Origin of the sequence: Tropicibacter alexandrii, from assembly GCF_003667315.2 — a bacterium.
Taxonomy (GTDB): Bacteria; Pseudomonadota; Alphaproteobacteria; order Rhodobacterales; family Rhodobacteraceae; genus Tropicibacter; species Tropicibacter alexandrii.
The window spans coordinates 1-20,626 of sequence record NZ_RCTZ02000037.1 but is presented as its reverse complement, the minus strand read 5'-3'; the positions used below and the strand labels follow the sequence as shown (position 1 = coordinate 20,626).

Genomic DNA, 20,626 nt, shown 5'->3' with positions numbered 1-20,626 from the left:
GCCCGCGACGCGCTGCGTGGCTCGGATGCCAAGGTGTCCGAAGTGGCGTTTCGCGTGGGGTATGAAAGCTCCGCCCAATTCTCGCGCGAATATGCCCGGAAGTTCGGCCTGTCCCCGCGCCGGGATCGGGCCGCGCTGGCTGCGGGGTGACTTTCGGAAATAGCACGTCCGGCCCAAACCCACCGCTCCCCACGGCCGCCTATGCTGCTTTGCAACCTCACCAAACCGGCCATTCTTCGGTCAAGCAGCATTTTCAAATGGTGGAGGTCGGCAGAGCGGACAGCTCTGATGATGACGAGAGAACAACCGCGGCCAAAGCGAAACCAAAGCCGCGGCCCTTTTTCATTCGGCTGCTTCTCGCACCGACCCGGCCTGGTCGTGTGGCGCGTCGTCCGACGCAACATCCCAATTGGGCGCATCGTCGAAGTTCAGCACCGGGCGCTGTTTCTTGCGGTTGATCAAAAGACGTGTGCAGTCACGCTTGGCGTAGTGCCCGGCGGGGTCGGCGGCGGCCTTGGCATAGCCGATCATGTGCAGGTCGATATCAGCATAGACGATGCCTTCCTGATCCTGCGGAACGCGCTCACCGATCTCGGACCCGTCGGGCGCGTAGATCGCGGTGTAGCCGCCGCCGACCGGGCAAAGCTTTTCCTTCTCCTCATCGCCCTGACAGACCATGTCCTGGATTTCCTTCGTCACCAGGGCGCATGGGCCAAGCACAAAACAGCCACCCTCGACCGCATACTGACGCGTCGCGCCGTTGTTGACCTGGTGCCCCAGCGCGTAGGCCGTGCCCTCGTACAAAGCGAGGTTCGGCCAGGCGGCGATGTGGACCTGCTCGTTCTGGGCATACATCGCGTATTTGGACAGGGGCTGGAAATGCTCCCAGCAGGCCAACTGCCCGATCCGTCCGAGGTTGGTGTCGACGACGTTAAGGTCGCTGCCATCCCCTTCACCAAAGACGGTGCGTTCTACATGGGTGGGTTTCAGCTTGCGACGGCGGTTGATAACCTTGCCGTTTTCGTCGAAATGCCACTGCGCGATGTAAAGAGACCCACCTTCCCGTTCGCTGACGCCGATGGACAGCTGGATATTGTTCTTGCTGCATGCCTCCGACAGCTTTTTCTCGTGTTCGGAGCCCGCGACGATGGAATTGTCGAAGTAGCGCCCGACGAACTGCATTTGCCACGCGACCGTGCCGAGCCAGATGTAGTTCGGATAGCCCGGCAGCCATGTTTCGCCGAAGGCCACGAGGCTGGCGCCGTTGGTGGCGGCTTCCTCGATATACCGGATGGCTTTCTCGACGCCGGCATCGAGATCGAGAAAGCAGGGGGCCGCCTGAACGGCCGCGACTTTGTATTGTGTTGTCATGTTATGAACCTCCATGTCCTGCCATTCTGGAGGCCAGCGGTGCGCGAGTCTTTCGTCGGCGCGCCAAAAAACTTGCGCTAATGGGCACCCATGTGGGACCCTTCGCCGGTCAAGAGACGGAAGGGATGGCCGAGACAGCCAGTTACAGCACGTCCAGTGTCGCTGCACGCGACCGAATCGCCTACTGGAGCGAGGCGGTCTGCGATACCTTCGTGCAACTGGGGTGCGATGCACCCCGAACCGCGCCTTTCAGTGGCTCTCTCCGGACCACGAGGCATTCGTCCCTTACCCTCTCGGAGGTCGACGGCGCATCGCACTCCGTGGCGCGGCGCAAGCGCGACATCCTCAGGGCGGACGGCGAATACTTCCTGCTCAGCCTGCAATGCGAGAACACCTGTGCGCTGACGCAATTCGACAATCGCGTGCTTCTGAAGCCCGGTGACATGGGGCTTTACGACAGCGCCCATCCCTATCTGCTCGAACTGTCGCAAGGTTTTTCGCAGACCGTTTTGCAACTGCCGAAACAGCGGCTGCTGGAACGGCTGCCCATGGCGCGGATGATGGGCGGAACCAGGATCGACGGCCAGTCGGCCCTTGGCAGGCTGGTGCGCGAAAACACGCTCGCGATTTCCGGCCACCTGGCTTCCAGTGACGGCGCGGTGGCGGCGCTGCTGCAAGAGACCCTGATCGACCTGATCGCAACCGGTCTCGCTGCAAGCCGTGGCGCGGAGGCAGAGCTTGCCCTTCCCCAGCAGCATGCGATCATGCGAGCCCGCGCCTTCATCGCCGAGAATATCGGCGATCCCGATCTCGACCGTACCAGGGTCGCCGCCGAAGTGGGCCTGTCGGTGCGTCGCCTGAACAGTATCTTCGCCGAAGCGGGCAGTTCCATCGCCGAGGAAATCCGCCGGAAACGGCTCGACACAGTTGCGGCGGCTCTGCGCGATCCACGTTTCGCGTCCCTGTCAATCAGCGAAATCGCGATGCAATGCGGGTTCAACAACCTGCAACACTTCTCGACAGTATTTCGTGGCGCATACGGCGTCTCTCCCAGAGCTTTCAGAAAGCGTGCCGAAGGCTGAAAGCCAGGCGTGGAGTGCCGGTTACGCATGGAAGCGGCGGCGGTAGTCGCCGGGCGTCAAGCCAACGATCCGGTGGAACACCTTGCGAAAGGAACCAGCGTCGGAATAGCCCATCTCCCAAGCGATGCGCTCGACCGGCAAGCGGCCGAATTGCAGCATCTCCTGCGCCTTGGCGATCCTCAGGCGTTGGGCATAGTCGGTGGTCGTCAGGCCGGTGGCCTTCTGGAAGCGTCGCAGGAAGGTGCGTTGTTCCAGACCGGCCAGATCGGCCAGGGTCGCAAGGCGCGCGTCGTGGCCTTCGGTCGCTTGCAGAAAATGCTGCGCCTTCAAGACTTCGGTATCGCCATGGGTCATCCGAGGGACAAAACCGCTGTAATAGCTTTGCGCGCGGCCCGGCGGGTCCACAAGCATCATCCGCGCGGTCTGCGCCATGACCACCGGGCCAAGGAAGCGATCCACCAGCTTCAGGCCCAGATCAGTCCACGACATCAGACCTCCCGCCGACAGAATATCACCCCCGTCGATGATCAGTCGGTCCGGGTCCAGGGGCACGTCGGGAAAGCGGTCGCGAAAGGCTTCGGCATAGGCCCAATGCGTCGTGACCGCCCGCCCCGTCAGCAGACCGGTTTCCGCCAGCAGAAACGCCCCGCCACAGACCGAGGCCAGCACCGTGCCCTCGGCATGGCGCGCGCGCAGCCAACAGGCCAGCGGGGCGGCGGTGTCGGGGTCGATGGGGTCTTCGAGAGATGGCGGCAGGATCAGCACGTGACAGGGGGCGGCCTCGGGCGTGCCCGGCGGCGCGTCCAGCATTCGGACCTGAAGCCGGTCCTTCTCCCCGGCTATCCGGCCAGCCACGTGGAACAGGTCCGCCAGCCCCATCGCCGCCGAGTTCTGTGCGCCCGGATACAGAAGGATGCCGATCCTGACCTGATCCATTTGTCGATATCGCCCCGCTTTATGTCGATTGCGCCAATAGATGCAAAGCTGGGCTTTGACCAGATTGAGGTCAAGACACGCCACAAGGGAAAGGCTGAAATCATGACCAGACGTGCAATCCTCGTCATCGACCTGCAAAACGAATACTGGCCGGACGGCAACCTGCCGCTTGAAGGGATCGACGCTGCCGCCGTGAATGCCAGCCGCGTCATCGCCCATGGCCGCGAGGCCGGCGACCTGATCGTCAACATCCGCCACGAAATGCCCGGCGCGCCGGTCTTCGTTCCCGGCTCGGACGGGGTGGAAATCAACGCGACCGTCACCCCCGCCGAAGGCGAGCCGGTGATCACCAAGAACTTCCCGAACGCCTTCCGCGAAACCGGTCTGAAAGCTTTGCTCGAAGAGAAGGGCATCGAAGAGGTCGTTGCCGTCGGCGCCATGAGCCACATGTGCGTCGATGCCACCGTCCGCGCGGCCAATGACCACGGCTACAAGACCGTGACGATCCACGACGCCTGCGCCACGCGCGAACTGGACTTCAACGGCACGGCCGTGCCCGCCGCCCAAGTCCACGCCACCATGATGGCGGCGCTTGCCTTCTTCTACGGCGAGGTCATCGCCACCGACGACTTCATCGCACGCTGATCAACGGAAAGGAGAGACCGTTGAAAATCCACCAGATCCGCAACGCCACCCTGATCGTGACCTACGCCGGCAAGCGTTTCCTCGTCGATCCCTACCTCGCCGAGAAGGACGCCTATCCCGGTTTCGAAGGCACGCTGAACAGCGAAATCCGCAACCCCCGCGTTGACCTGCAGACGCCGATGGACACGATCCTCGACTTCGATGCGCTGATCCTGACGCACTTGCATCCCGACCATTTCGACGAGGCCGCGATCAAGCTGCTGCCGCGCGACAAGCCCACGGTTGTGCAGGATTACTCGGATGCCGAGCTGATCAAGGCGCTTGGCTTCACCGATGTGCGCCCGCTGGGGATCGAGACCAGCTTCGAGGGTGTCACCCTGTCGCGCACCCGCGGTCAGCACGGATCGGAACAGGCCTATGTGTACGCCGCCGAACTCTTGGGCAACGTGATGGGCGTGGTGTTCCGCGCCGAGGGCGAAAAGACGCTGTATCTTGCCGGTGACACGGTCTGGAACCAGATGGTCGCGACCAACCTCGAAATGTTCAAGCCGGATGTGATCGTGCTGGCCGCAGGCGACGCGCAGGTGCCGGGACTTGGCTCGATCATCATGGGCACGGACGATGTGAAAACGGTGCATGACGCAGCGCCCAACGCGCAGATCGTCGCCAGCCATATGGAGGCCATCAACCATTGCGCCCTGAGCCGCGCTGACCTGCGATCCTTTGCCGACGCCAACGGCATGACCGACCGCCTGTCGATCCCGGCAGATAACGACATTCTGGAGTTTTGAACATGATCGACGCGAACAAGGCCACCGTCCGCAGCTACTACGAGGCCATCAACGAGCGTCGTTTCGACGACCTTGCGCAATTTCATCATGCCGATTTCGTTTTCTACAACCAGGTGGACACGCCGCATTCCGGCGTTACTGGGTTTCGCGCGTCCGAGGAAAAGAACTTCGCGGCTTATGACGACTGGAAGATGCCGCTGGTCGACATGATCGCAGAGGGCGATCAGACGGCCGCCTACCTCATCTTTGAAGGCACCCATGCCCGCGAACTGGATGGCATCCCTGCGTCAGGCCGCAAAGTTCGGTTCTCGCTCTTCATGAAACTGACGCTGAAGGATGGCCTCATCATCGAAAAGCGCGCGCATTTCGACCAGGCCGACATCCGGCGGCAGATGGCCGGTTAGGGCATCCACCGAGCGGAGGCCGCGGGACGTCGCGGGCTCTGCTCTCCGACCGGATGCGCTCCGACCAAGCCCTTCGCCTTTGTCTGATGCCGGGCGCGCGCGTTTCCCAAGCGCAGCAGACGCCACCAATCCGTCGGCTGCCAGCGAGGCTTTTGCCAGATCATTACGGCGACGACCCGCGCCTCTTGCCGACTGCAGAACGATCGTCGCTCGCGTCCTTGGCCGAGGTGGTCGTCACCTGTGCGCCTGCCAGCGTTTCGGCGACGAGCTCCGCATAATCGATACGGACGAAAGCATGTTCCCGCATCACCTCTTCTGCACGGACGCCATCGCCGTTCCGGATCGCGCGCAGGATGACTTGGTGTTGCGTATGCGCGATGAGGAGCCGGACATATTCCTGGCTGCTTTCCTTCTCCGGTGCCTTGATGGCGTGGATCATGCCGCTCGGAACGTTACTCATCTGCCGGATGGCGGCCTCGAGCTGGGGGCTGTCGCAGGCCCTGTGCAATGTGCTGTGGAACTCGGTGTTGAGCCGGTTGTAGGCGGCGGCGAAGTCCGGTCCGAAGCTATGTTCCTGAAAGAGCCGCGCCTCTTCCTCGAGGCATTCCGACAGCTTCCGGTCGATCGTGGGCTTGAGCCCGATTCCGGCGAGCCGCCGCACTGCCTCGCCTTCAAGGACACCGCGGACCTGTAGGGCGTGGCGCATGTCTTCGGGCCGGACCTGGCGCACGGCATAGCCCCGTGCGCCGGAACGGTCGAGGAATCCTTCCTTGGCCAGTGCGCGGATCGCAGCCCGGATGGGCGTGCGCGAGACGCCGAGATCCTCGGCGGTGCCAAGCTCGGTCAGGCGTGTGCCGGGCGGGTAGGTGCCGTCGAGGATGCGCATACGCATCTCGGCAAGGATGCGCTCCTGTGCAGTTTGTTCGCTCATGTCCGTCACGGGTACTCGCTCCTTTCCGACAGCCGTCTTTCGGGCATCCGCTCTCAATCCAGCAGGGTCTTCAAGACGTCGTAAAGAATATCGACCGCGAGGTCTGCCTCTTCAATTGAAATGACAAGAGGCGGGCAGAACGCGACCCGACTGCCTTTCCCACGGGTGATGAGACCCTTTTCCAGCGTGCGTGTCATGATCCGGCCCATCACCTCGGCCGGCAGCCTCTCCCGTGTCGACTTGTCGGCCACGATCTCGAGGCCGAGCATCAATCCGGCCCCGTCGATGTCGCCGACGATGGGCAGATCCATGAATTCCTCGCGGAAGCGGCCCGTCACATGGGCCGATATCTCGCGGACATGGGCAGCGATGTCGTCCTCCTCGTAGACGTCGAGGGCCGCATGGGTGGCTGCCATGGCCAGCGGGTGTCCCGAATTGGTGAACCCGCTCAGCGCCGCGCCCTCGATGCCCGCATAGACCTTGTCGGCCACTCCCACGGCGCCGCAGGGAACGTAGGTCGAGTTGATCCCCTTGCCCAAGGTGATCAGGTCCGGTTCGATCCCGTAGAGGTCGGAGCCGAACATCGCGCCAGTCCGGCAGAACCCAGTCATCACCTCGTCGACGATCAACAGGATGTCGTGCCGGTCGCAGACCTCGCGGATGCGCTGCCAATAGCCTTCGGGGGGCGCCATGTAGCCGCCGACCCCGATGATCGGTTCGGCGATATAGGCCGCCACCGTATCCGGTCCGTGCCACTCGATCACCTGTTCGAGCTGAGCCGCGCAGGCTGCGGCATATTCCGTCGGATCGCTGACGCCCGAGCGATACTGGTAGGGAGGTGGGATATGGACATTGCCGGGCATCAGCGCCTGCATGCCGGGCTGACCGCCCATGGCCATGCCCGTCGCGCTCATCGTGGCCGAGGTGTTGCCGTGATAGCCGTCGTAGCGGCTGACGATCTTGAACTTGCCCGGTTTCACCCGCGACCAGTAAAGCCGTGTCAGCATCAGCGCCATCTCGTTCGCCTCGGATCCGCCAGAGGTGAAGGCGATGTGATTGACCTTTTCCGGCAGCAGACCGGCAAGACGCGCGGCGGCGGTTGCAGCCTGTGGGTGCGTATATTGATAGAAGGTCGAGATGTACTGGAGCTTCTCGGCCTGCTCCTGGATTGCCTTGATCAGTTTGGGGTGTCCGTGCCCCAGGTTCACGCAGTTCAGTTGCGAACGCCCGTCGAGATAGCGGTTGCCCTCGGTATCATAGAGCCAGACGCCTTCGCCCCGCTCGATGGCGATGGTGGCGCCCTGGCCGACCTTGGTGTTGAACCGCAGAAGATGCGCAGCGTCGAGGGCAAGGATATCGTTCTGAATGGTCATGGGCTCACTCCGTCCGGCCCGGCGCAATGAGCCCGTCGCGCACAAGGGTGTCGAACTCTTTCATGACCGTTTCCGTGAAGATGTCATCGTTGATATGGGCGTCGAGCTCGATGCGGTTGCGCGCGTCGATCCCGCGGCGGAAGACCTCGACCTGCGCCGCATGGCCTTCCGGATCGTGCATGGGGCCGCCTTCGCGATCCCATTCATCAAAGCCCTGTAGCGGAAGGATGAACCGCAGCGGACCGGTTGCCTCGGCCAGCCGAGCGACGATCTCTTCGGCCGACCTGCGCCGCTGTTCGAGCGTCATCTTGGCCACGGAAATCAAGCGGTTGTGCGCATGGGTGTCCTGTCTTTCGCTGCCCGGCGGGATTCCGGCCCACGTCGCGAAATCGAGCCCGTCGATCGCGCCCGGTGCAACAATCTGGGGCACGCCTTTTCGCCCGGCGGTTCGGAGCCGGCTTTCCCCGCCCGTCACGCAGGAGCCCAAGGCGTCGTCGCTGACCTCGATCAACGCAAGGTCCAGCACCGCCACGAAAGCATCCTGGGCGATCAGCGACTCCATCGCCCGGCCGCCAATGCCGACCGCGTGGAAGACAATGGCGTCGTAGCCGCGCCGCGACAGTTCGGGTTCGAGCCGCTTCATGTATTTGAGGCTGGCCTGGCCGAGCGCCGACACCGCGACCGCGGGCTTGTCGAGGCGCACTGCCCCGTCCGGGCGGCACGCCCCGACGACTGCGCCCGCCGCCTGTTCCAGAACCGCGCGGCTGATCGAGTTCACGCCCCAGAGCCCGCCGGCCCAAAGGATCATCATGAGATCCGCCGCGATCCTCTCGGGCGGGACCAGATGCGAATAGGCCACCGAGGAGATGACCATTTTCGACACACCGATGGGCAAGGCCAGGGCCACATCAAAGGCAAGGTCGGTGCCCATTGTGCCGCCAAGCGCGATCATGCCATCAATCTGGCCATCCGCATGCAACTGGCGCGCCAGCGTCGAGGCGCCCTCTGCCATCGCGGCCATGGAGATGTTCTCGTCTTCCATGGCGATCAGTTCGGGGATCGTGCGGCCCGCGGCTGCGGCGACATCCTCCTTACGGATTTCAGGTGCGAAATCCGGCTCTCCGACGACGCCCACATCCATCATCAGCGCCTTGCCGCCCTTGGCCAGGATTGTTTCGCGAAGACACAGCAGCTCTGGCGTCTTGGTGTCGCCGGTGCCGATGACGAGGATGACGGGGGATTGCGGCATGTGGAACCTCACAAGGCGTTCGGAAGGAAGGTGGCGATGGCCGGAAAGAGCATCACCAGCGCGATGCAGACAAGCTGCAGGAGGATGAAGGGGATGGCGGCCATGTAGATATCCACCATGGTGATCCGGCTGTCGGGCGGCAGGCTTGCGCGCATGCAGAACAGCGCGAATCCGTAGGGCGGGGTCAGGAACGCGACCTGCATGTTCAGCAGGAAAAGGATTCCGTACCACAGGGGATCGAAACCCAGATCTGTCATCGCGGTCGAGAAGACCGGACCAAAGAGCATGATAAGCGCGAAGTCGTCGATGAACGCCCCGCCCACGAGCAGCACCGCCTGCGAAAACAGCAGGCTCGACCAGGCGCCGCCGGGTGCGCTGGCAGCAAGCTCTCTTGCCGTCGCAAGCCCTCCCAGGCTGTTGAACACGGACATGAAAATCCCGATGCCGATGAAGAGCCACACGATCATCGCGGTGACGCGAACCGTCATGGTCAAGGCATCGCGAAACACCGGGAAGGTCAGCCGGCGGCGTACAAGCGCGACGACCAGCGACAGCGCGACACCGACGGTTGAAGCCTCCATCGGGCTGAACGCTCCGGAATAGATTCCGACGATCAGGATCGCAATGATCCCGAAGGGCACGAACATGTTCAAGATCAGTCGGACTCGGTCTTCGGGTTGCTCCGTCTGGGCTGCCCCGGGTGCGAGTGAGGGGTTCAGTCGGCAACGGATGACGATGAAGACGATGTAGATTGCGGCAAGCAGGAAGCCTGGCAGGAATGCAGCGAGGTAGAGCCGCCCGAGGGACACGCCGGTTGAGGAAGCGTAGACGATGATCTCGATACTCGGCGGGATGATCAGGCCGAGAAGGGCGCCGGCCATGATCGTGCCCACCGCAAGCCGCGCGTCGTAGCCACGCCTGAGCATCGCAGGAAGCGCAAGCGTCGAGACCGTGACCAGAGCCGCGACCAACTCGCCCATGACGGCACCGAGAACAGCTGAGATCAGGATCGCCCCTACCGCGAGTCCGCCCGGAACGCGGCGCAGCAGCAGCTCCAGCCCGCCGAACATATCGTCGGCAATATGTGACTTTTCCAGAACCCAACCCATGAAAACGAACATCGGAATGGCGGCAAGATTGAGGTCCTGCAGATTACCGTACCCCGCCGTGGCGAGCAGTGCGAGCTTGGGGGCAGGGAAAATCATCAGCGCCACGATTCCCGCCACCGACCCAAGTGCAAAGGCGATCGGGACGCCAAGCGCGACCAGCACCAGCGAAAGCACCGGTAGCAGTATCAGGGCCAAATCAGAACCCATCCCGTCCTCCGTCCGTCCGTTTCAGTGCCCGGATAAGAAGAGCCACAGATTGCAGCAGCATCAGCCCTGCCCCGATGGCGAAGGCGAGCTTCTTGGGATAGATCGGCGCGCGGAAGACGCCCCAGCTCCGCTCCATGATGGAGACGGATTTCTCGGCCATCTCGCCCGCCTTCCAGGTCAGCAAAGCGGCGAGCGCAAGCAGCACAAGGGCGGTCAGAATATCCGACCGCCTTCGCGCCGCTGGCCCCCAGCGGACATAGAAAGCATCCATCCGGATGTGTCCCTGCCGCGCCGCCAGATCGGCGCCGGCAGGAACGACGGCGGCAATGAACAGGATCGAAACGAAGGCCGCTGCCCACGTCGTCGGCGCACCGAAGACGTAACGCGAGACGACTTCGTAGAAGCTGATGCCGAACATCGGCACCAGCAGCCATTTCGACAGCCCCGCCACGTTGTTGGACAGGGAATCGATCATTCGTGCGATCCGCATCATTGCGCTGGCCTGTTGATCAGCGTGCGAGGAAGTCGCGATAGGCGGACACCATCTCGGCCGCGGCCGGGCTGGCGCTTTCGACCTCGCTCCAGAAGCTGTCAGCGGCCTCCTGCATCGCTTTGAGGCTGGCCGGATCAACCTCGGTGAACTGCACGCCATATTCCTTGGCAGCTTCAACCGCCTTTGCGTCCACGGCCGCATATTCGGCCGCGATGTCCAGATGGGCCGCTTCCAGCCCCGCCTTGATGTCGGCCCGCATCTCTTCTGGCAGTTCGTTCCAGCGATCCTGGTTGATGATCAAGTGCGTCCCCGGCACCAGAAGCGCTGGCTGCAACACGTGTTTCACCGCTTCCTTGAAGTTGCCTGCCTCAAGCTCGCCCAGTGTCCATGTGAATCCATCGATCGTTCCGAGCCGCATGGCGGAGTACATGTCGAAACCGGGCACTTCAGCAGGCGCTGCACCGAATGCAGCCAGCCAGCTTGCGTTGGGAATCGTCCAGATCTTCTGGCCCGACAGATCCTCAGTGGTTTCGATTGGGTCAGAGCTCATGAAAACAAGCTGGCCGCTCGTCCCGATCCCAAGGACCTCGATATTCGAGGCGGCGTATTCCGCCGCCATGATGTCGAGAAGCCCTGCTTCGTAATGTAGCGCATGATGCTCTTCGGGGTTCTTCACGCCAAACGGCATTTCGGTACCGAGCACCGAGGGTGCCACGTTAGCCGCGAAACCGGCGATGATGTGCGCGCCGTCCACCGCACCGCTCGACACAGCTTCGACCACCGAATCCTCTCCGACCAGCGCGCCAACCGGGAAAATCTGCATCTCGACGGCACCGCCAGAGGCCTCTTCCACGACCTCTTTCATACGCGTTAGCGTTACGTACCAGTCCGCATCGGTCTCCGGCACCACAGACTGAACCTGCCACGTATAGTCGGCTGCCAGAGCCGTTCCGGCCGACAGCGCGAACGCAGCCGACACCATCAGACCACCAAAAATGTTTCGATCAAGCATGTGTCTCCCCATGTGCTTAGGCGATCGTTGATCGCGGTTATCCCTAATTTGGGATACATTGCCATCGCCAAGTCAAGAAAAAGTTGCGCCAGATAGGCGTATTTTTCTTGCAATACGCGCGGTATCCTGAAATTTTAGCAAAAAATGTGTCCAAAATTGTATCCCAAATGATGCCCACTCAAGAATCGCTCATCGTCGCTTCCGTAGATGCCGACATCGCTCCTGTCTGGAGGGCTGCGGCCGCTTACATGCGTGCGCGGAAGAACGACATTCATGTCCCGATCTCCTACGCCTTTGCCCGCCGCCTGATCGCCGCGTATCCTGAAGCCGATGCGCTGGTGGTCTCGCTCGCCATCGTGCTTCACGATATCGGCTGGCACGCCATCGACGAAGGGCGAATCCTGAACGAAGCGTTCGGGCCAGACATGATGGAGAGCGATGTTCGAATTCTCCATGAAAAGGAGGGGGTCCGACTGGCCAAGCCCCTGCTTCGCGGCCTTGGCTATGAGGCCGCGGTCATTGAAGAGGTTTGCAAGATCATCGACGGGCACGATACGCGACCTGATCCGATCTCACTGAACGACAGCCTCGTGAAAGATGCGGACAAACTCTGGCGATTCACACCGGCGGGCGTCGCAGTCGCCTGCGACTGGTTCCGCAAGACGCCGACCGAATACATGGCGCGGCTGGAGGCTAAGGTTCTTCCGGCGCTCTTCCGATGCCACTCCCGCAACTGGGCGCTCGAAGACCTCGCCGCAAGCCGGGCACTTCTGCAGGCCGATCTGATCTGAAGGACGACGACATGCGCATGTATATCGACGGCAACTGGACCGATGCAATCCGTGGCGAAGTGATCCCAGTGATCGACAAGTCCACGGGAGAGACGCTGGACACCGTCCCGCGCGGTCAGTCCGAGGATGCCGACCATGCGATCCAGGCTGCGCAAGCGGCGCTCCCGGGCTGGCGGGATACCGCGCCAGGGGTCCGGGCAGGTCTGGTTCGGAACCTCGCCGCAGGCATGCGCAGCGGGCGAACGGAGTTGGGCTACACGCTTTCCTCCGAGCTTGGCCGTCCAATGGAAGGCTGCCTGCGAGAAATCGACCGCGCGGCCGACCTTCTCGACTATTTCGCCGATACCGGAGAAGCGCTGTTCCGATCCTGGGCACCGAAACCCTCTGAAACCGCCTACGTCGTCCGCGAACCGGTCGGTGTCGTGGTTGCCATCGCCGCCTTCAACTACCCGATCGCGCTCATCACGGTAAAGCTCGGCGCGGCGCTTGTCGCAGGGTGCACCGTTGTCGCCAAACCGGCCGAGGACACGCCGCTCTCCACTCTTACGCTTGCCAGGATCGCGGAAGATGCGAAAATTCCCAACGGCGTCTTCAACGTCGTGACAGGGCTCGGCGGTGAGATCGGCGCGGCGCTTGTCGCGCACCCCATCCCGGCCAAGATCGCCTTCACTGGCGGGACCGAGGCCGGAAAGCGGATCGCACGCGAAGCGGTCGGCCAGATGAAGCGGATGACGATGGAGCTTGGCGGGCAATCGCCAGCGGTAGTCTGTGCCGATGCCGATCTTGATACGGCGGTCAAGGCGATCGCCAGGCACGGCTTCGCAAACAGCGGACAGTTCTGCTATCGCGTCGGGCGCGTGCTTGTCGCCGAACAGATAGCGGAGGAGTTCGAGGCGTGCCTCGTGGAGGAAACAGGCAAACTCAAGGTCGGGCCCGCCAGCGACGAGACCGTCGACCTTGGACCAGTTGTCGGGGAGCGCATTCTCGCCACAGCCGAATCCCATGTCACCGACGCGCGGGAGAATGGCGCGCGAGTCCTGACCGGCGGTTCGCGGCTTCGGGGCGGCATCTATGACAAGGGCTGCTACTTCCCACCAACGCTTCTCGCCGATTGCACGATGCGGATGCGGGTGATGATCGAAGAGGCGTTCTCTCCCGTCCTCGCCATCGCGCGGTTCCGGACCGAGGCCGAGGCGCTGGAGCTTGCCAATGGCACGGATTACGGCCTTGCCGCCTTCGTCTTCACAGCCGACTCTCAGCGTGCCCAGCGGCTGGTCCGGGGCATTGAGGCGGGCTCGGTCTGGGTGAACGACATCCAGCGAAGCCGTCACGACATGCCCTTCGGCGGCGTCAAGATGAGCGGTTTCGGGCGAGAGAAGTCGACACTTGGCATCGAGTCGTATCTCGAGCCGAAGACAGTGTATCTCTCGGCTTGATCAAGCGAGCGCAGCCTCGGCAAGTGGTTCGACGCCCTCGATCGGCGTCAGGTCGCTCGAATGGAATTCATCGCTGAAAGACTCCGCACTTGGACGCCTATTGGCCAGTTCAGAGTCGCAGTTCGGCTTGTCCATGCACGATCTTAAGAGCCTCGGCGTTGCCGACAGTCCACTGTCCTGAAGAACTGTCACGAAAAAGACACTTCCCGGTCTATCGCGGTGAAGGTCCGCTTTCGCGGTATCTGAAAATCCTCGCTGCGCAGCGGCGAATTCACACTTCCCGCCCTCCCTGTCGGGACGTCGGTACCGGCCCACAGCTGCCATTCAAACACAGCCAGGATGCCGCATCGCAACACGTTCAAGCGGACATGGACCCGAGCTGATGCTATTTCAGAACATATAACGCGCGGGCCGGACCCATGCCAGGGACAGTGCGTCAGTGGTTTAGCGGAACTTGGCTGCGTTCTCCGACGCAGCCGCGTCCGTGTCGCCCTCACCGAAAGCCGACGGTCGCGGCTCTGGCAGTTGCAGCGCTTCCTGGACCCGTGGCATGGCGTCAATGCGGTCGAGCCACGCCTGCAGGTGCGGCAGCCCGTCGACGCTCACCGTGGCCCAGAAGTAGCTACGCGCCCATGGATAGGTCGCAATATCCGCTACGGACATCTCATCACCGACCAGCCACTCGCGCCCGGCAAGCCGCGTGTCCAGCACTTCCAGCAGGCGGCGGCTTTCGTTCACGTAGCGGTCGATGGCGTAGGGCACCTCGTCGCCATTCGGCTTGGCGATCCGCTGGAAGAACATTGCCTGGCCCATCATCGGGCCGATCCCACCCATCTGAAACATTAGCCATTGCAGTGTCTCCGAGCGCTCCTTGGGGTTGTGGCTGAGGAAGCGGTCGTATTTCTCTGCAAGATACCACAGGATCGCGCCGCTCTCGAAAACTGCGAAGTCATCAGCGCCGCGATCCACGATGGTTGGGATGCGGCCGTTCGGGTTCAGACGCATGTAGTCAGGCGCCTTCTGCTCCTTCTCGCCGAAATTGATCGGCACCAGTTCATAGTTGATCTGTGCTTCGTGCAGGAAGATCAGGGGCTTCCAGCCGTTCATGGTGTTGGCGGTGTAGAGGACGATATCAGGCTGCGTCATTGACAAGCTCTCCGAAGGTCGTAGCAAGATGGGCATCGAAACGAGCGAGGTCGGTGGCCACGTCCGGGTTCTTCATCACGTCGAAGGCCCCAAATGTTGGCAGCGGAGTCATGCCGAAGAACCTGGCGTTCAGATGAACCGAGCGCAGGAGATCATCCAGCGACATGCCCTCGAAGAACGGCTCTGCCGGGTCGTCAAAAGCTTCAGCCGGGGCGTTCAGCGTCGCCGAGATCATGTAACGCGTGCCTGCAAGCTTGCCGCCCATGCCGTAATTCGCTTTCGGTGCGGCGGAGCTGCGACCGTCGCCGTTGCTGAGCTGCCCGCCCATGCCGACCGTGTAGACCTCATCCATGTATTTCTTGAATGACCACGGCACCCCCATCCAATTTACCGGGAATTGCAGAAGGATCAAATCCGCCCAGAGGTGGTGCTCTACCTCGGCTTGGATGTCGTAACCGGCTGCCACCGTGGTCAGACGGACCTCGTGTCCCTGCGCCTCAAATGTTGTCCTGGCGCGCTCCGCGAGCGTTTCGTTGAGTTTTCCCGGTGCAAATTCGTAAGGCTGTGCGCCGTTCAGGATGTGGATCTTGCTCATGTCGTCTCTTCCGTTGCTGCGCCCGCTTGACTTCGGCGGTGTCGGGGATGAGATGAACGTGGCGGGAAGTAAAAACAACCAGTATACTTTTTGTAACCTAATGCGTAGTGGATCAGCGGAGCGCAAAACGATGGATGCAAAGATCGAAATAGACGGTGCCGGCCGACGGAGCGCGGCCAATGCCTGCACCGAGCCCTGCGCCATCGAGCGAGGCATGCGGATCATCGGAGGGAAATGGACCGGCTCCATCCTATGGCATGTCAAGGATGGCCCGGTGCGGTTCAACGACCTCGCCCGGATGATCGGCGGCGCCTCGAAGAAGATGATCACGGAACGCTTACGGCAACTCGAAGAGCAAGGGCTGGTCAGCCGCGAAGTGTGCGACACCGCCCCGATCACGGTAGTTTACGAAATCACTGATTTCGGGCGCACCGCCTTGGGTTTCCTTGATGAACTGCGCAAGTGGAGTGAGGGCCTGCCAAAGGCCTTGACGGATGGAAAGTAATAGCCTGAAGATGGTGCGATCGGCCCACACCGACCATCGGGCAATCGGTTGCAGTGCTGCGACTGCAGCAGATATTGCCGACATCCGCTGCATGCGCAAAGTTGTTGGCAGAGTTGACTTGACCTGTCTGAAACGTTTTGAGCGTTTCCTGAGTGGGTTTTCCCCTCGCTTATGCCGCCATCAGGATTGGTTGCCACAGATTGAATTATGTTTTGGCGAGTGTATTTGCGCCCGGTGATGAATATGGTCGCCCTGAATTGTGGAATGCCAAGTGACGACGCTGGCGTCTGCGGTCTGCTGAGAACCTGTGACATGCGCGGAGTCAAACCGCCGGTTGTTGACGCCTTGATCTTGGTCAAGACTCGAAATCAGACTGTATTGCTCAACAGCATTTTCTGTTCGGAGAGAAAAGCACCGAACTTTTCCATGCTGAAGGGCTTGAAAAAGCTTTGGCTTATAGTGAGGTCGCCAGCTTGGGCGATCAGCCGAGCTGCAATCGCGTTCGAAGCTTCGCCTCCGGTCATCACACAAAACCTCATCCGCTTTGCATTTTCATGCCACGTGAGTTCACGGATGGCCTCGATACCGTCCAGGTTGGGCATGTTGATATCGACGAGAACGAGGGCGCTGCCCGTTTCGTGCTCCACGGCGGTCAAGAGTTCCTTTCCGTCTCGGCACAGAACAACGGTCCATCCTTCTTTCGCAGCCTTTCGGGCGAGCAGCTGCGCAAAGTCAGCATTATCATCCGCAACAATCAGCGTTGGTGTGTTCGTTGTCATCGGGCTGTATCTCCAGCATCGCGTCCGCCGGATTGGGCGCTGTTGTGCGTTTTGTCAGGCGGATCGTCGCGCAGGACACGTGCGACCGCAGCCAAGAAATCCATCCGGGCGAGAGGCTTCATCAGGCGGACGTCCGATGGCAGTAACCCGTTGCCGTGAACCGTTGCTTCCGACGCGTAGCCAGAAAGAAAAATGGCCTTGAGCTCAGGCTTCCTCGCGCGGAGTTCGCGAACCAGCTTTGGTCCCTGAAGCGTGCCGGGCATCACAATGTCAGAGACCACCAGGTCAAAGTCGTGGTCGCTTTCGAACACGGTCAGGGCCTCGTCGCCAGAACAAGCGGTGACCACGTCATATCCATTGCGACGCAGTGTTTTTTCCAGCGCTTCCAATACGTCTTGTTGATCATCGACGACCAGCAGGCGGTGATTGCCGGGTGGGGCCTCAATCGCTGGCGTTGTTCCGCGCGCATCGTCAGCGTCGACTTGATGCACGGCCGGAAAGAACAGCTTGAACGTCGTCCCGACACCAACTTCGGAATAGACACGCACAGTGCCATGGGACTGGTTCACAAAGCCCTGCACCATGGACAAGCCAAGGCCAGTGCCGCCGTCAGGCCCCTTGGTCGAGAAGAAGGGTTCAAAGACCTTTTGCAGGATGTCCGGGGTGATACCCGTGCCGGTGTCGCTCACGGCGAGCATAACATAGCGCCCGGGCGCGACTTCCTCTTCGCGGGTCTCAAGGTATTCTTGGTCGATCCGAAGGTTGGACGTTTCCAGCGTAATCTTGCCGCCGTCGGGCATTGCCTGCGCAGCGTTCATGACAAGGTTCAGGATCGCACTTTCGATGGACGTCCTGTCCGCATGGACGATCCAGAGGTTCGCCAGCAATGAGCATTCGAGCCGTATCGTCGCCGGCAAGGTGCGAACGGCAATCTGTTCCGTGGATTTCACAAGGTCGTTCAGATTCAACGGCTGTGGCTGGAGGGGCGCGCGCCGGGCAAAGGCCAGCATGTTGCGCGTCAGATCCGCCCCACGTTGGGCCGCGTTGAGCGCGCTTCGTATCATATCCGCCCGATCATCTCCCGGCGGCAAATTCAGTTCCTCGATAAGCAATTCGATATTGCCCATGATGACCGCCAAAAGATTGTTGAAGTCATGCGCGACGCCGCCGGTCAGACGCCCGATGCTTTCGTTCTTCTGCGCTTCCGCCGCGATGCGCCTTTGTTGTTCTTCCTGGGCTCGGCTGTCCTGCAATTCAGAAATGTCCTGCAAAGCCCCGAAAACGCCGATGATTTGGCCGCTTGAATCCCGAAACGGGTGTCCGATCGAACGTGCCCAGATATCACGATCCTTAGCAGTCTTGATCCGCGTCACGACGTCATAGGGCTCGCCGTATTCAAGACAGCGGTATAGCAGGGTTTCGACACGGTCCTGATCGTCCGGATCCAGATAGTCGACGCTGGAATGCGCATTCGGCGAATCTCCAGGCAGCACGTCGAAAATTGGGCCGACCTCGTCGCTCCATTCAAAACAATCAGTCAGTTTGTCATAGCGCCAGCCACCAAAGCGGGCAACCTCGCCCGCCATGCCAAGCAACTCAGCCTGCTGTGCCAGCTTTGCGCGTTGCTGTTCCAGGGTTTCCGTCAGGGTGACGAGAGACCGCCCGAGCACGGCGATTTCGTCCAATCCGCGGCTGTCGATCCGGGCCTTGAGATCGCCCTTGGCCATTTGTTCGGCGGCGGTCGTCATGCGCTTGATCCGACGCGTGACTATGGCCCAAACGACCAGCAACAGGCCGACACACAGTGCCGCGATCAGTCCGACGACTGCGATCAGGTGCCGCGTGGTGAAATTCTGCGAGACCGTTCGCCACTCAGCCAAATTGTATTCCACAAGAACGACGCCGCGCCCGGACGAAATCAACGCGCCGGGCTCCGGCGGCATTCGAAACGGGACGCCGGCCCAGAGCGCATCGGTTTCCAGATCGAACTGCGTGAAGTGCGCAATCTCCTGCTGCATCACCTCCAGCCGGTCAGCAAAACGCGAGGCGGCGGTCTGCCCGACGCTTGATCCGCGCACGTTCAATTGGCTTGAGAACATGACCTTCAGTTCGTCGTCGATCATATAGGCAGATCGGACAAGCGGGCTCAGGTTCAGGCGCTCCACGTGCCCACCGGCCTCTTCAAGCTGGCCGTTGCGCAATGCGCCTTGCAGGACAACGGCGATCACCTCGGTAAACTCGAGCGCTTGCCTTTCTGCAATCGTAAAGACCTGCTTTTCTGTTTCCCGTTGAAACAAGCCAAAACCGACAAGCGCAACCACCATGCCCAACAAGAGCGTTGTTGCGGCCACCAAGGTCAGAATGGACCGCGCTATCGTCACTCTTCGACCGCTTCGACATATGTCGGGTTCGCCATCTGGCTGACATCGGGAACGGCGTTCAGAAAGCCCAGTTCAACCATCTTTTGGGCATGCTCCTCCAGTCTTGCAGCCAATTTTGGGGTATTTCCTGACAACCACGCAAGATTGGTCATGTGATCAATCAACTCCACGCCGTCAAAGGAAGCCAGAAACTCGTCACTGGTCATGCCCTGCCGCTCCGCGACGCGGCTGGCCGCGTCTGAGGGATTCTCCAGAAAATAAACATACGCCTTGAACCACCCATCCACAAAGGCCTGTAGCTGGCGTTGCTTATCCTCAGAAAGGTGATCCGGCGTCAAAAGGACATCGAGGATTTCAAAAGGAATTTCCCGGCTGTCGAAAACGACGTTATGGCCGTCGCCCAGCAGCGCGGTCACAGTTGGCTCATATGTCACAACCGCGTCGACCCGCCCATCTTGGAAAGCAGCCTCGTGATTTTGCATGTCGATCGAAACGAGGGTCACGTCGTCTTTCGTCAGGCCGCTTTCTTCCAGCGCCCTGCTCAAGACATAGCCCCCCAGTGCGCTGGCTTCGTAGCCGATACGGCGACCGACAAGGTCTTGCATGGTATCTGCGGGGGCCCGTGCGACAACCGCGTCACCGCCAGTGGAATGGTTGATCATGAGAACAACTTCCTGCCGTGGGTCGGCGGCTTGCAACTCCAGCGCGTAGTCCAATGTGGTGCCCACGGCGTCCAGCGATCCTGTCTGGTAGACCACCATGAAATCCGATGGAGATCGGTAGTCGATCAACTCGATTGCGTGACCGTCATAGTAGCCGAGGTCTTCGGCAAGAAAGGCCATCTCATAGGGTGGCCATACCACCAATCCCACGCGGAACGGCGCGTCCTCATCCGAGCGACACCCCGCAACACCGAAAGCGATGGACATCATCAACAAGGGTATCGGTATGCGCCAGAACTCCATGAAATGCTTAATCTCCCAACCAATGAATCATCCGCTTTTCACTGCAGATGACGCGCATCGCGCAGTCAACCCAAACTTGCACAAGCCGCTGACGATTTTTTTTGAATGCCAGCGCTTCAACAAACGCTTCGGTCTTTATGCGGTAATCCTTCGCGTTTCTGGAATATGGCAGGTCCACCTTGGCATATCGAGGGCGTAGGTGGGGGCACAAAGTTGAAGCAGTGCAAGGCTTCCATGAAAATTATTTTGCATGAAGACTAAGGGTGCAGCGCACAGACACTCTATTTTCATTGTCTGCTTTTTATTGAGCTACACGTTTGTTTTGCTCCCGCAGCGAAGGTCGGCTCGCCGCCGATTCTGTGGAAAAACAACCCTTCGCGGCCGCAGAATATCGACGCCTGAACATGGCGCGAGCGCCTTTGTCG

At 61.0% G+C, this 20,626-nt stretch carries 23 protein-coding genes; 9 read left to right on the top strand and 14 right to left on the bottom strand.

Features of this window, described 5'->3' with window-relative positions:
• Positions 1-12: 12 nt before the first annotated feature.
• Positions 13-150 (top strand): helix-turn-helix domain-containing protein, encoded by a 138-nt coding sequence (locus D8Z78_RS25145; protein ID WP_255446382.1) that lies wholly within the window; start codon positions 13-15, stop codon positions 148-150.
• Between the two features lie 192 nt (positions 151-342).
• Here D8Z78_RS25145 and D8Z78_RS23865 read toward each other — a convergent pair whose 3' ends face one another.
• Positions 343-1,371, bottom strand: coding sequence for a carbon-nitrogen hydrolase family protein (locus D8Z78_RS23865; RefSeq protein WP_121634499.1), 1,029 nt, complete (start codon positions 1,369-1,371; stop codon positions 343-345).
• Positions 1,372-1,496: 125 nt separating this feature from the next.
• Between D8Z78_RS23865 and D8Z78_RS23860 the strand changes: the two genes are divergently transcribed.
• The gene (locus tag D8Z78_RS23860; protein ID WP_164933083.1) at positions 1,497-2,453 is read left to right on the top strand and encodes an AraC-like ligand-binding domain-containing protein; all 957 of its coding nucleotides are present in this window, start codon (positions 1,497-1,499) and stop codon (positions 2,451-2,453) included.
• A 21-nt stretch (positions 2,454-2,474) separates the two neighbouring features.
• Here D8Z78_RS23860 and D8Z78_RS23855 read toward each other — a convergent pair whose 3' ends face one another.
• Positions 2,475-3,389: a GlxA family transcriptional regulator gene (locus D8Z78_RS23855; protein WP_121634491.1), complete on the bottom strand. Its 915-nt coding sequence runs from the start codon at positions 3,387-3,389 to the stop codon at positions 2,475-2,477.
• A 102-nt stretch (positions 3,390-3,491) separates the two neighbouring features.
• Here D8Z78_RS23855 and D8Z78_RS23850 point away from each other — a divergent pair, with 102 nt between their 5' ends.
• The 3 genes from D8Z78_RS23850 to D8Z78_RS23840 are packed head-to-tail and all read left to right on the top strand — an operon-like array spanning position 3,492 to position 5,229.
• The gene (locus D8Z78_RS23850) at positions 3,492-4,034 is read left to right on the top strand and encodes a cysteine hydrolase family protein (RefSeq protein WP_121634497.1); all 543 of its coding nucleotides are present in this window, start codon (positions 3,492-3,494) and stop codon (positions 4,032-4,034) included.
• Positions 4,035-4,054: 20 nt separating this feature from the next.
• A complete protein-coding gene (locus D8Z78_RS23845; protein WP_121634489.1) occupies positions 4,055-4,825 on the top strand; it encodes an MBL fold metallo-hydrolase in 771 nt (256 codons plus the stop codon).
• 2 nt (positions 4,826-4,827) lie between these two features.
• Positions 4,828-5,229, top strand: coding sequence for an ester cyclase (locus tag D8Z78_RS23840; RefSeq protein ID WP_206169732.1), 402 nt, complete (start codon positions 4,828-4,830; stop codon positions 5,227-5,229).
• Between the two features lie 163 nt (positions 5,230-5,392).
• On the opposite strand, the gene D8Z78_RS23835 is transcribed toward D8Z78_RS23840, so the two are convergent.
• Genes D8Z78_RS23835 through D8Z78_RS23810 form a run of 6 tightly spaced genes read right to left on the bottom strand, consistent with a single transcriptional unit; the run spans position 5,393 to position 11,603 of the window.
• Positions 5,393-6,160 carry a GntR family transcriptional regulator gene (locus tag D8Z78_RS23835; RefSeq protein WP_121634486.1) on the bottom strand — a complete coding sequence of 256 codons (768 nt, stop codon included), beginning with the start codon at positions 6,158-6,160 and terminating at the stop codon, positions 5,393-5,395.
• Between the two features lie 53 nt (positions 6,161-6,213).
• Complete coding sequence (locus D8Z78_RS23830; RefSeq protein WP_121634484.1) at positions 6,214-7,533, bottom strand: aminotransferase family protein; 1,320 nt, start codon at positions 7,531-7,533, stop codon at positions 6,214-6,216.
• 4 nt (positions 7,534-7,537) lie between these two features.
• Positions 7,538-8,782, bottom strand: a complete 1,245-nt coding sequence (locus D8Z78_RS23825) for a Tm-1-like ATP-binding domain-containing protein (RefSeq protein ID WP_121634482.1) — start codon at positions 8,780-8,782, stop codon at positions 7,538-7,540.
• A gap of 8 nt (positions 8,783-8,790) precedes the next feature.
• A complete protein-coding gene (locus tag D8Z78_RS23820; protein ID WP_121634481.1) occupies positions 8,791-10,098 on the bottom strand; it encodes a TRAP transporter large permease in 1,308 nt (435 codons plus the stop codon).
• Positions 10,088-10,573: a TRAP transporter small permease subunit gene (locus D8Z78_RS23815; RefSeq protein ID WP_164933082.1), complete on the bottom strand. Its 486-nt coding sequence runs from the start codon at positions 10,571-10,573 to the stop codon at positions 10,088-10,090. Before D8Z78_RS23815 ends, D8Z78_RS23820 begins: the two co-directional genes overlap by 11 nt.
• 34 nt (positions 10,574-10,607) lie before the next feature.
• Positions 10,608-11,603: a TRAP transporter substrate-binding protein gene (locus D8Z78_RS23810; protein ID WP_164933081.1), complete on the bottom strand. Its 996-nt coding sequence runs from the start codon at positions 11,601-11,603 to the stop codon at positions 10,608-10,610.
• Positions 11,604-11,773: 170 nt separating this feature from the next.
• Here D8Z78_RS23810 and D8Z78_RS23805 point away from each other — a divergent pair, with 170 nt between their 5' ends.
• On the top strand, positions 11,774-12,394 hold the full coding sequence (locus D8Z78_RS23805) for an HD domain-containing protein (protein ID WP_121634495.1): 621 nt from the start codon (positions 11,774-11,776) through the stop codon (positions 12,392-12,394).
• Between the two features lie 11 nt (positions 12,395-12,405).
• Positions 12,406-13,830: an aldehyde dehydrogenase family protein gene (locus tag D8Z78_RS23800; RefSeq protein ID WP_121634475.1), complete on the top strand. Its 1,425-nt coding sequence runs from the start codon at positions 12,406-12,408 to the stop codon at positions 13,828-13,830.
• Here the strand turns inward: D8Z78_RS23800 and D8Z78_RS25280 are convergent, their stop codons facing one another.
• The 3 genes from D8Z78_RS25280 to D8Z78_RS23790 form a co-directional block, all read right to left on the bottom strand.
• Entirely contained in the window at positions 13,831-13,965 is a 135-nt protein-coding gene (locus D8Z78_RS25280; RefSeq protein ID WP_255446381.1) for a hypothetical protein, read from the bottom strand.
• Positions 13,966-14,274: 309 nt separating this feature from the next.
• Positions 14,275-14,976 carry a glutathione S-transferase family protein gene (locus D8Z78_RS23795; protein ID WP_121634474.1) on the bottom strand — a complete coding sequence of 234 codons (702 nt, stop codon included), beginning with the start codon at positions 14,974-14,976 and terminating at the stop codon, positions 14,275-14,277.
• Positions 14,963-15,571 (bottom strand): NAD(P)H-dependent oxidoreductase, encoded by a 609-nt coding sequence (locus D8Z78_RS23790; protein ID WP_121634472.1) that lies wholly within the window; start codon positions 15,569-15,571, stop codon positions 14,963-14,965. Before D8Z78_RS23790 ends, D8Z78_RS23795 begins: the two co-directional genes overlap by 14 nt.
• Positions 15,572-15,701: 130 nt before the next feature.
• On the opposite strand from D8Z78_RS23790, the gene D8Z78_RS23785 reads away from it, so the two are divergent.
• Entirely contained in the window at positions 15,702-16,076 is a 375-nt protein-coding gene (locus tag D8Z78_RS23785) for a winged helix-turn-helix transcriptional regulator (protein ID WP_121634494.1), read from the top strand.
• A 368-nt stretch (positions 16,077-16,444) separates the two neighbouring features.
• Here D8Z78_RS23785 and D8Z78_RS23780 read toward each other — a convergent pair whose 3' ends face one another.
• From D8Z78_RS23780 to D8Z78_RS23770, 3 genes are read right to left on the bottom strand one after another with little or no spacing between them, the layout of a single operon-like run.
• Entirely contained in the window at positions 16,445-16,855 is a 411-nt protein-coding gene (locus tag D8Z78_RS23780) for a response regulator (RefSeq protein WP_121634471.1), read from the bottom strand.
• A complete protein-coding gene (locus tag D8Z78_RS23775; RefSeq protein WP_121634469.1) occupies positions 16,852-19,236 on the bottom strand; it encodes an ATP-binding protein in 2,385 nt (794 codons plus the stop codon). The genes D8Z78_RS23780 and D8Z78_RS23775 overlap by 4 nt, the downstream gene beginning before the upstream one ends.
• Positions 19,233-20,165, bottom strand: a complete 933-nt coding sequence (locus D8Z78_RS23770; protein WP_164933080.1) for an ABC transporter substrate-binding protein — start codon at positions 20,163-20,165, stop codon at positions 19,233-19,235. The genes D8Z78_RS23775 and D8Z78_RS23770 overlap by 4 nt, the downstream gene beginning before the upstream one ends.
• On the opposite strand from D8Z78_RS23770, the gene D8Z78_RS24800 reads away from it, so the two are divergent.
• Entirely contained in the window at positions 20,158-20,400 is a 243-nt protein-coding gene (locus D8Z78_RS24800; RefSeq protein ID WP_164933079.1) for a hypothetical protein, read from the top strand. The two genes, D8Z78_RS23770 and D8Z78_RS24800, sit on opposite strands and share 8 nt — an antisense overlap.
• Positions 20,401-20,626 lie beyond the last annotated feature (226 nt).